We start from the raw sequence: 10853 nt of genomic DNA on the forward strand, positions 1-10853 counted from the left end.
ATTTGAATTCATTAAGAGCGGCGGTTCCTCCCCCGCGTGGCGCCGCCAGTCAGGCGGAGCTGGTAAACACCAAAGAAATCGAGGTCCCGTGCTACGAAAATGGAAACGGTGTCACCCTGATTCTTCTTCAGGGTTGGCGGTATGTTGATGGTTGCCTTAAGGGCTGTCTCAGTTGTCTGCTCACCGTTATTTTGAAAGCTGTTGAAGCTCATCCCGCCACCCGAGCTGCCGGCGTAGGTGCTAGCTGCCTGGAAGGCGCCTTGAACAACACTCAAGAGCATAGCTCCGCTAAAACGCTGCCAGAAGTGGCTGTCGACCGAGCCCGGCAATCCTGAGCGACCGAGTTCGTCCGCGCTTGGCGATGTTAACGAGATCATCGCATGGTCAGGTGTCTCGGCGCGATCCCACAACACAAAAACGCGCCCATCTCCCTGTTGCAAGCCACGCTGTATTTCGCCAACAACGGTGGTGCCACGATCAAGAAGCACGATATTGTTCGTTGTTCCACGAATATCCTGAGGCAAGACACACTTTACATAGCCTGCCAAATTTGTGTCGATTGCGGTTTGCAAGATGCACGGAATTATTGTCCCTTGCGTTACCATAAAATCGGGGTGCGGCAAGAGCGTGGCCCTGCTGGGCTGCAGCTCGGTGGGTTTCATACGTATCGACAAATCGTTCTCGCCGGACACTTCGCCATTCGGCAAGGAGTTGTCGTCACGCTTGCCTTCTTGTCTTCGGCCCGTGTCGCCCTGAATGGCGCGTTTGCTGACCCCTTGATCGCCGCTGCTATATGCAAAAATCGGTGTTTCTTCCGGCCGTGGCTCATGCCGCTCCGGTTCGCCCCTCGGCGGTAGAGGAGCAGCAGGCTGAACAGCCTCTTGAACCGCTGGAGGATCCGGCGGCACCTCAATCGGAGCTGGATGAAATGGCTTGGTGTTTGTTGCGATCAAAGTTGACGGCGATGCGTTCTCATTCACCTTCTTTTGGCGCCCACCTAGCCAAATGAGGCTTAATGATAACGCGAGAACGACACCTCCGACGATCAATTTCTGAGACCCCGAAAGACGCCGGCCATGTTTGTCGGAGACCAGGGATCCAGATGCATCAACCTCATGTGCCGCTTGCTGACTATCGTTATTCATCCCTTCGCCCCCTTCAGGACGCGTTTCACATCGGGCCTCACCGTGCCCGTTTGCGGCCTTTGGCCAACGGGATCGTAAGCGGTATTCCAGATACATAGGACTGTGTGGCCATCCCTCAGACGCCAACCTCGGGAGACCGAAGAAATCTCGACATCGCTCCCTTTAACTGAATAGTTGGCAACAGCTTCCTTGCCATCAGGATTGATGGTGTAGATGGAGGGTATGCGTACATTGCCCGGAAAGTGGAATACCGTCGTAAATCCATTGTCGAAGACTTCGAGTGGCAACAGCGAACGATCGCCTTGGGCGACGTAGTGCCAATTACTGTCCGCCGCACCAAGGGCTGTGACAGGCTGATCCAATAAATTCTCAGCTTTCCGTTGATATTGTGCTTCCGCGTGTAGTCTGTCCACAACAGCCTTCTGTTGTGCCTCCCTTCGCCGAGCCGCCGCATCGTCGGCGGGGTAGGCGAATTGGACGCTGTAATAGAGATCGGGCTGCTCTTTATCGAGGTGGGACAGAGTCTTGGAACTTATACTGAAAACATAACGGCGCATCCCGGAGTCGCTTGCGGTTAGCACGATTACTGGCTGAGGCGTGAGGACCTGGCTTGCCTTGAAAAATAGATAATTTCCCCGCGGTAGGGCTGCTAGATCTTTGCTATTTGAAACGGCAACCGCTGTCACCGTTTCGTTCGTGGCGAATGTGACGACCAAAGTAGCTCCAACCGCCGTCGAGAGGCGCACCACTTGATCGGGATTGTAAGCCAAATAACGCATGCGCGGATCTAGCTTGCCCGCCATTGGAGTGTCTTCAGCCTCCGCACCAGTCGCAGCGGCAAATAAACATGCTAAAATGAAAAGTGCTTTTCTGATCATGGTTCGCTGTGGCCTACGTTTGAAACGGTATCTTCCGATGTCTGATAGGAGGTGACAACCAGACCTGCCGGGTTGGTCAGTCTCAATCTGCCGGGCAAGCTGGTCACCTTTTCGTAGCGAACTGTCGCGGTCCACGTACTCACCACCGGCATTTTGCCGTCAACGACGAGGGTCCTTTTATAGCGAATTTGCTGCGTGCTTGGAGTTACATCATTTGAAGCGATGTGCTCGACCTCCACCCTGCCGCGTTTGCCAAGAATGACTTGAGGCGAACCGGGATTGGGATAGTTGAAGAATTGCTGGTAATCCTGGCGCACTGTTGGGGCACTGAAGTTCGATACCAGGTCGTAGGCGTACTGAGCGGTATCGGCATCATAACTCTCGCGCAGGCGAACATACTCCCACAATGAGGCGTTAACGACGGCCTCCTCTTGAGTTGCAGGCAATCGCGAGACAGACACCTCGCTGTCAACGGTGCCGTCCGGCCGTATCCATAGATATACGGGCACAAGCCTGCTCAACGGCACCATTGTGGCTATAGCGAACGCTTGAGCAACATTTCCCAAAATCGCGATAGCTGCGACAGCTGCAATGAGTTTGGAGAGACGTCGCGCCGATTTCGCTCGCGCGGTTTGAAAGGCTTCTACTTCCTTATAGTGCTCGGCAAGGCTTTCGCGCGCCACTAGCATGGCATATTCAGGCCCCGTCATAGCGTCCACCCGAATTGCCGAGCTGAAGATCTGACGGAGTAGGCTGCCATCGCCCCACATTCAGCGGGAAGATCGGGCCTTTGCAGCTCGCTAATGTGTCGTTTGTCTGGCAGCCGCTCAAAGCGACAACTAGGCACAGCAGGCAATACTTCATAGAATTCTCCATTGAGGCGAATTTTTGCGCGACCTAGCCTCGCTCAACCTGAGCGAAGCGACGGTACAAGCTGCTGGCAGATTGGGTTGCGCCGCTCCAGTAACTGCCTCCAATGTTGCCGGCGATCGCCGGCAAAGCGACAATGAGCGCATCCCCTGTCAGAAAAAACATATCGAGTTCGTAAAGACCAATGATCTTGGCCGCGGTCGTACCGGCGAAGGTGATTACACCAAGCATAAGGGTGAGCGCAGTCGCTTCGGTTAGGATGACGATCGTTGCCACGAGGTTTAAGAGGAGAAGCAAGAGACCGTAGGTGATAAGTTGCCCGATCCACTTAGCTGCGATGTCCCGCGTGCGATCAAAAATATATCCGACGAGGATCAGAGGCCCGATCGCGAGAAGCACTTTCGTGAGAATTCCAACGGCGTCGTAAACTCCGAAGGCAGACCAGAGCGTGCCGTAAAGGACCCACTGTGCCCCTTGGAAAGCAAGGATGTCCTGGTCGTTCATCGGACCGATTTCGGATGCGATTTTCTGAAAAACGGCCTGGGTCACGGCGAACATTGTATCCAACTGTGCCGGAACAGTCTGCAGAGGCAAGCCGGTTACACTAAACTGCTGAACAAAGTTTGGGACCGTCTTTTCGAAGATGGAAACCACATAGTCTTGGTAGTTAGCCTGCCCAACAATTAGAGCAACAACGATGGTGACCGTGATCACCCGAGTGATACCGCTACGGGTATCGACTTCGCCGCGTATGACTAAAATACCCTGAACAATAATCCAAAGAGTGACACAGGCGATCAATGGCGCACTCACCGCCTCCTGGATAGTCTCAAGCATCGAGTCCAAGCCTGTCGTGAAGGCTACATCGAAGATCGTATGAATGGCCGTAAACGGCGCCGGAATCGTGAAATTCATCGATTGGACCTGAACTTGACTGGTTTGTCGCATAATGTTGGATAAAATGAGCTCGCATTCGGCGAGGATGCGGGCGGATGAACAAATCGCCCAGCCTTAGGGGAGGGCACCAAAGATGACAGCGGTCTTTTGATGCTCCTTGCGTTGAGCGGCCGCCTCTTCCGCCTCGTGAAGGCCGGCCTGCGCGGTAGTCATCGTTAATAGGCTTGTCGCCTGTACATTTTGAATCATTGCGTCATGGATCTGCTTGAGAAGCAAACCATTGGTCACGGTTGCCTGCATGATATTGCGAGATCGGGAAAGCTGAGCAGACGTATCAGCATTCGCCGTCAAGCGTTTGTCCATCGTTTCCAGATTGTCAGCCGCAATGCCAGCGCTGTTTGCGGAACCGGTGATCTGCGATCGCAACAGGTCCGCTTCAGCATCACTACCCACGACTGCACGATCTGTATCGCTGGTGATCGCACGTGCCGTGGTCGACATTGGCATTCGCGGCGAAAACATTTCATTGTCTAGGTCCTTCGTCGAAGGATACTGATTTTTCTGGTTGAGCGAAGTCAGTAGTCCAGTAACGCCGTAGGCCGACGTCAACATCGTAACCATCGCTATAGTCTGAGTGAGATTCTCCGCAGTCGCGAGCGCAGTCGCGAGCGTCTCAGCCTCCGTTGCCGGGTCGCTAACAACAAACTGCGCCCGCGCGGGCTGAATATATAGAAAGCTGCAGGTCAAAACTGTTGCAATAAGTTGCGTCGTCTTCATCGTTTCCTACCTTATCAATCTTCTGCCTCGTGGTGACGGGCCATGAATTCGCTGAGCCAGCCAGATGAGTTGCCTTCTTGTGCCTCGCGTAGTCGAGTTGCAAAGCGCACCGTGTTGGCACGCCCCGAAAGCACGGCGACATATTCACGCATATCCCGCAGATCAAATTCGCAGATGACGCTTCCACTTTCTCGTTTAAGAAGAAACTTACGGCTGCCGACCGTCATGTCTTCACGGATCGCCTGAAATTCCTTTTCGGTACATTTCAGTCCATCGACATAAGCCGATCGATCTGCGGTTGGTGATGGATAGAAAATCTTCGTCATACATTGCGCAACCAAGCTGGCTCCTAGCGGCGATTCCAGAACATGCTCTGGTTGCTGCGTTGCCAGTATTAGCATCCCGTTGTTTTTTCGAACGGTCAGGAGGAATTTGTCGACGACAGTCGAAAATTTAGGGTTTAACAAATAGGCGCGAAACTCATCGCAGCTCATCACAAAACGGCGGCCGTCGATCATGGCTCCAATCCGATGCAGGAGATATGCTGCAGCGGGAGCGCATACTTCCTCGTATTCGAGAAGATGCGTCATGTCGAAGCCGGTAATCGACGGATCTAACTTTACTTCGTCAACTTCGCCGTCAAATGCCCAGCCAAGCGCATGGCCCCGGCACCAGCGTTGGAGCCGCGCTCCTGCGCCTTCGGCGGGCCCATGCAACAAAAATTCACGTAACCCCGCGATTGAACGCATTTGTGGATCAAACGAGAGCTGACGATGGATACCACGGACCAGACGGCGGTTCTCTTCCGGAGAAATCCCACCCCGACCATCACTCTCGATGAGAGCCACGATCCATTCGCGCAGAAAATCGTGTGAGGCTGCTGTGTTTTCTAGGCCACGCAACGGCGCCAACCCGCTGGGTGTGCCTCTGTGAAGTGCCAAATATGTTCCTCCTGTGGCGCGAACCAGCAATTCGCCACCCCGGTCCTTGTCAAAGAACACGACCGTACCTGCACGGTCGACCATGCTCTGTTCGAGCATGGCTAGAACAAACATCATGAGCGTCGTCTTACCCCTCCCGATAGGCCCGAATATTGCCGTCATGCCAACATCGTGCTCATGCGGGATATAGTCGAAAGGCGTTCCGCCATTGGTACGAAATCGGGCAATCGCGTTGCCCCAGTGGCCTGAGCTGGCGCCCTCTGGAAAGTTTTCGAAAGAGACAAACCCTGCGAAATTGCGTGAAGTGATTGCGCCAGGGCGTGTGCGCCACTTAAAATTCCCCGGCAATTGGGACCAATAGGCCGCTTCCATACCAATACCTTCTTGGACAACCACGGCACCTGCATCCGCCATTCGTGTCCGAGCCCGCGCGCCCCTGTCCCCAAGACTATTGAGATCGTCTGCATAGACGCAAAGGCTCAAATGATGTGAGCCCATAACGAATTCGTTGCTCGCAAGTGCGTCCTCAGCCTCGGATAATTTGCCGATTTGAGTCACGGCTTTATCGCCGGAACTCAGCATCTGGCTCGATTTGAGGCTAAGTTTCGCGTGCGCTTGCGGGCGAGTCAGGAACGAAAAACTCTGCGTGAGAACAAGTGGAAAATCGAGGGATAGCAGCGCGTTGAGCATGCCCGGCCGTGTTTTTGCAGGGTATTCGCGAAACGAATAGATGGATCCAACGTAACTGTCTTTTGGCGTTCTGATCTCGAGTCCTCGCTTGCCGCAAATGACTCTGTCGGTATAAATCGAAGCGCCGAGTGAGCCGCTGACGACCGGAACCGGTGTGAACCGACCAGTCATGATCAACCGTAGCGCTTCGCCAATTTCGGTGAAGAGCACACCCTGCTTCTCGCGGATGCCAAGACGATGCAGGCCATACGCTTTAAGAGAGCCAGCGACAACATGCCAAAGATCTTCCATGTTCCTGATCTGGCCCGTGAGATCGTTTTCCCTTTTTCCGCTTAGCTTGGTGAACCTCCTCTTTACCTTCCCTAAAGCCGCCTGTGGGTAGACAATCAACGTAAGGAAGTGTTCATTGCGGAGGAGTTGGCCGGAGAGCACGCGCTGTTCAAAAGCTTCGTTCAGGCTAGCGGCGAAAACACTACGGAAGTGTCGCGGCGCCGATGATGGCACGTCGGCATGACGTACGAGGTGAGCATATATTGACACATGATCATCAGCGATATTGCGCAACAGCGTGTTGAACGCACGACAACGCGCATTGCGCATTTCAGTTTCCTCAAGCTCGAATGCAACGCCATCAATTCTCGCAATGGTCATGATCGATCCGTCTTCAAGAAGGACGATATGGTCGCTGAGGTGGCCAATATAAGGGAGATAGATCTCACCGGATCTTTCGGTCGTTCCACTCGCGCCGAGCATCACACCATTCCTCTCCCTCGTGGGGGAACCCTAATTGGATTTGGGCTAACAGTAGCGCCCCCCCAAACTGCACTATCAATGCTTCTTCCCGCGGTCCGCAAAAATAGCAGGACGACGCTCGCCGCATTGTAGTCTCGCTCCACGATGAGCCGGGCTGCAAACCATAACGGCACGAGAACGACTTCGTAGAGCGGGTTCTGAACGATAACGATGACAAAGCCGGCGAACATCATGAATAACCCTGCCAATGTCAGTGGCACCCCAAGAAACAATGCGGGCCGTGTGGCTGCGAGGTAAAGGGTCGATTCTTCCAAACGATCAGCCATCAACTACCGCCAGTGAGCGTTTGGCCGAGGAAGCTCGCCCCAAACATGATAACAATGCCGCCGACGACGCCGGCAACCAGCCCAAGCGAAGCCCGCCCGAACATCCAGGAGATCCCGATAGCGACAATGCCGAGAACAGCGAGTGACTGGCCGAACGGACCAAGGATAAACGTGCATATATTGTTAACCATTGTGGCGGGGTCAGTGCCGCCACCCGCAGATTGCGCTGCGGCGGGTCCGGATGAGGAAATGCTCCATGCAATTGCACCGCACAAGCTTGGGGCGCAGCTCGATATCACGCGCATCATCGCATTCGAGAGCGAGAGGCGATTTAGATGTAAACGGTATCTCTCAAAGCATCGCATCAATGCGCACCTCCTTAGTATAAGTCGAATAAGACTTGATTGTCGTCTGCGGATTTGCCGTTGTCCTGGTGTGGCGGTGGCGGAGCGATTAAACCGCCAGCGCCATCCTCCTGTGAGCGGCGCTGATATGACCCCCAAACATCCCACGTCTCTTCGGATTTTAGCGCCTCGTGATCGTCTTTTGGAGGCTCGATTAACGCGGGCACCAGCGATTGAGCAGCTGTTTCAACTTTTCGCACGTAGCCGTTTGCAAAACCGCCGATGAAATTACCGGTGTTGTAAGCGGAGATCGCCCGACGAAGCGCAAATTGCTTCTCGTCAATCGTTTCGCCGCCTGCATAACGACTTTTCAGCATGTTTGCAGCGGCAGATAATGATGTGCACGCCTGGAGCGCACCGTCAGGTGTCAGACCGAGCATAGAAAAATTTCGAGAGTTTATTTGCATGAGGCCAACATCCAGCGAATGCCGTGCATCGAGACGGTGCCTGACGACTTGGGTTGCTTGGCTGTGATCTTGCCAGTGAAGCGTTTCGCCGGTCGTGTTGTCATGAATCGCTAAAGGATCAAAGCGACTCTCCACCTTAGCTATCGCCGCAAGCGTAGATGTCGCAACTGATGGGGCACACTTGCGAGCAACATGGTCAAACTCAGCAGATGAGAGTGGCGTGGCAAGGCTCGACGAACAGAAGGAGACCATCAAGGCAAGAGAAAGCGACCCCGATCTCTTAAGCATACCTTATCTCCTTAGCTCGCAACTAACACCGCCTCTCCCGTTGGAAGAAGTGCGTTGTTTTATGTTGAAGATTATCGGGAGGGTCGGTTACTCGAAAATTTTCAATTGCTTCTTTATGATTTCAATTGAAGCGAGAAACCTCGCCCGGCGTCTTGGAACGCAACATGGACCGAGAACCGCGCATCCATGACTAAGCAACCGGATCGACCTATTCAGGCCGCAGTTGGTCAGGTCAGGCTCAGAACGAAAATGCTCGGCGAGGTTACGCTGTCTGTAAACCCATTCGATGAACGGGAAGCTTCCTTCCGATTGCTCTTGGCAGGAATATTGGCCCATGCCTGCTTGCGCTTTGCAAATGCTCTTATCGCGTTGGTATCATATGCCTTGTCCGCCAGCAGAAACGCACTCTAGGCGATTATTTGTAAAAATGTTTCGGTCATGCGGCGGTCATGGGCTTGACCCGCTGTCAGCGCAAGACGGATCGGTCAACCGTCGGCATCGACAACAGCGTGAATCTTGGTGGTCAAACCGCCACGGGAACGTCCCATACAGCCATCGTCTTGATCCCGCTGTTTCCCGTCGCCGCATGTTGGTGGACGCGGACACAGGAACTGTCAATCATGACGACATTCTATCGAAAGCCTTGGAAATCACACTCAGAATATGATCCTAGACGTCTGCCTCACGCCATCGTACAAAGCGATTGTAGCAGGTTGTACAGGAACCGTATCGATCAGGAACGTCTGCCCAGGGCGGGCCCGTCCGGAAGCGCCACAAGATGACATTGATCACCCGCGTCAACGCGCGGCACGCGACGCGGCTTATTTGGGAACAAAGGACTGAACAACAGTCCATTCGAAATCGGTGACATCAAAGCGGGGACGGGTTATCAGTGGCCTCCAAGTCAAGCCTCAATGAATCAAAATCAGACCGATTTGCAAACCTGATTTATGAGTGTGCGGCCTAAATGATGAAATCGTCCTTCTAGATCGCCTCCGTGGTGTAGCAACACCTCGCAGTATCGCCGTGCTGACCTTGGCCAGGGAATTGACTGGCAAGGGTGCTTTCACATGACCGCTCTTTTGGCCGCGATAGATGATTTCGTTGCTGCTTTGGGCACGTAGAAGGAGAGAAGTCATATCGGAGAAATTCCTCCTGGCGCGAGAGCCTGCTCTATCGCGACGGCATCCCACTGTCGGGAACAGACCGGATCATTCACGAGGCGAAAGTCGTCAACACATGCGTTATAGGCATCTTCCCTTGAAGGATGATCTTGTTGCTGCCAATCTGGAGGTGCGGCAGCCGCAGGCAGATGCGATCTCAGCGCAACTTGCGGCAAAACATCTCACTCACCTGAAAACCACTAGCGAGTCTCGCGATCAGACGAAGGCCTTTTACTTAACGACACAATATCCGATGTCTGCATCACAGGCGTCGCTATCCCAGTCAATACTAAAGCGGTGCAGGAACTAAAGATTACTGATGACTTAGGCGTGCCACGAGGCCTGAGACGACGCGCGTAGACAGTTTTTTGAAATCATTATCAAAGTGATGGCCTCCGCTGAAGCCTATCACCTCTGCGCCGGTCTGTCGGAGAGATGGGCAAGCATTATTACGGTCTTCGCGCCCGTACATGCATTGGACGATTGCAGGGTCAATGGATCTGAGATCATCCAGAGGATTGCCGCCCTTACCTTCCGTTTCGAGTTGGAGCCAGCCCCTAAATGAGACGACATAGTCGACTTGATGTGACAATGCCAAGAGAGAGATTTGCTTAACCCGATTTTTTTGCTCAAGCGTAAGCCTATTGAAGCTTGCCGGCATGACGTCCGCGCCGAAAGAATATCCTACAAGTAAAACATTCTGCACACCGAAATGCTTGGTGTAGACATCGATTATGTGACCAAGATCCTTAGCAGTTTCGCTTGGAGACCGCTCCGACCAGAAATACCGAAGTGAACTGACGCCAATGACAGGAATCCCTTCCGTCTGCAGATAGGTACCAATCGCCTCATCGATATTTTGCCATCCAGCGTCTCCGGAATAAATGATCGCCACCGTGTTCTTGGCTGGCTTGGCATTGAACACCCGAAGAGGAAGCCTCACTCCAGTTTCGCCCCCGTTTGACCACATGAAACCGTTGGCGCGGTCATTCGCATATGCAGCGTCTGCCGCGGGAAAGAGTGTGAATACGAGTATCAATACCAATTTTATCGCCATTTCGATACCTTATCAGCGGAGATCTCGATAATTTCGGACTAATGTTTCAAGTGGATATCAACTGCGTCGCAATTTGTTACAAAAGACACGTAAGCCCGCGGTGAAGGTTTGCGGAGAACTTTTGCTGAGATCTCGAATCGAAAGAAGCACTTAAAGTTCGTAACCCTCCGCCGAAGGCCGTCTGCCGTGATTTGCTGATTAGCTTTAAGTCTATACCTTATGTCATGCGCTACAGTCATTTCCCCCATTGAGGTTTT

The 10853-nt window shown here is 53.4% G+C and carries 11 protein-coding genes and 1 pseudogene; all 12 read right to left on the reverse strand.

Features of this window, described 5'->3' with window-relative positions:
- Window positions 1-11: 11 nt before the first annotated feature.
- Window positions 12-1145: a type IV secretion system protein VirB10 gene (gene virB10 / locus ACQZ40_RS15565; RefSeq protein WP_065657577.1), complete on the reverse strand. Its 1134-nt coding sequence runs from the start codon at window positions 1143-1145 to the stop codon at window positions 12-14.
- A complete protein-coding gene (virB9, locus tag ACQZ40_RS15570; RefSeq protein WP_012478079.1) occupies window positions 1142-2023 on the reverse strand; it encodes a P-type conjugative transfer protein VirB9 in 882 nt (293 codons plus the stop codon). The genes virB10 and virB9 overlap by 4 nt, the downstream gene beginning before the upstream one ends.
- Window positions 2020-2733: a type IV secretion system protein VirB8 gene (locus tag ACQZ40_RS15575; protein WP_065657630.1), complete on the reverse strand. Its 714-nt coding sequence runs from the start codon at window positions 2731-2733 to the stop codon at window positions 2020-2022. Before ACQZ40_RS15575 ends, virB9 begins: the two co-directional genes overlap by 4 nt.
- Complete coding sequence (locus tag ACQZ40_RS15580) at window positions 2720-2899, reverse strand: type IV secretion system lipoprotein VirB7 (protein WP_371507047.1); 180 nt, start codon at window positions 2897-2899, stop codon at window positions 2720-2722. Before ACQZ40_RS15580 ends, ACQZ40_RS15575 begins: the two co-directional genes overlap by 14 nt.
- Window positions 2900-2920: 21 nt before the next feature.
- A complete protein-coding gene (locus ACQZ40_RS15585) occupies window positions 2921-3808 on the reverse strand; it encodes a type IV secretion system protein (RefSeq protein ID WP_012478076.1) in 888 nt (295 codons plus the stop codon).
- Window positions 3809-3904: 96 nt separating this feature from the next.
- Complete coding sequence (gene virB5 / locus ACQZ40_RS15590) at window positions 3905-4567, reverse strand: pilin minor subunit VirB5 (RefSeq protein WP_012478075.1); 663 nt, start codon at window positions 4565-4567, stop codon at window positions 3905-3907.
- Between the two features lie 14 nt (window positions 4568-4581).
- Window positions 4582-6951 (reverse strand): type IV secretion/conjugal transfer ATPase VirB4, encoded by a 2370-nt coding sequence (virB4, locus tag ACQZ40_RS15595; RefSeq protein WP_012478074.1) that lies wholly within the window; start codon window positions 6949-6951, stop codon window positions 4582-4584.
- Window positions 6951-7277 (reverse strand): type IV secretion system protein VirB3, encoded by a 327-nt coding sequence (locus ACQZ40_RS15600; RefSeq protein ID WP_012478073.1) that lies wholly within the window; start codon window positions 7275-7277, stop codon window positions 6951-6953. Before ACQZ40_RS15600 ends, virB4 begins: the two co-directional genes overlap by 1 nt.
- Window positions 7277-7642: a pilin major subunit VirB2 gene (virB2, locus tag ACQZ40_RS15605; protein ID WP_012478072.1), complete on the reverse strand. Its 366-nt coding sequence runs from the start codon at window positions 7640-7642 to the stop codon at window positions 7277-7279. The genes ACQZ40_RS15600 and virB2 overlap by 1 nt, the downstream gene beginning before the upstream one ends.
- A 14-nt stretch (window positions 7643-7656) precedes the next feature.
- Window positions 7657-8376: a type IV secretion system lytic transglycosylase VirB1 gene (locus tag ACQZ40_RS15610; RefSeq protein ID WP_012478071.1), complete on the reverse strand. Its 720-nt coding sequence runs from the start codon at window positions 8374-8376 to the stop codon at window positions 7657-7659.
- Between the two features lie 246 nt (window positions 8377-8622).
- Window positions 8623-9266 (reverse strand): annotated as a pseudogene (locus ACQZ40_RS15615) (IS5 family transposase); the annotation flags it as partial.
- A gap of 586 nt (window positions 9267-9852) precedes the next feature.
- A complete protein-coding gene (locus ACQZ40_RS15620) occupies window positions 9853-10596 on the reverse strand; it encodes an AcvB/VirJ family lysyl-phosphatidylglycerol hydrolase (protein WP_012478069.1) in 744 nt (247 codons plus the stop codon).
- Window positions 10597-10853 lie beyond the last annotated feature (257 nt).

The sequence above is a fragment of the Agrobacterium sp. 16-172Ci genome (genome assembly GCF_053522725.1).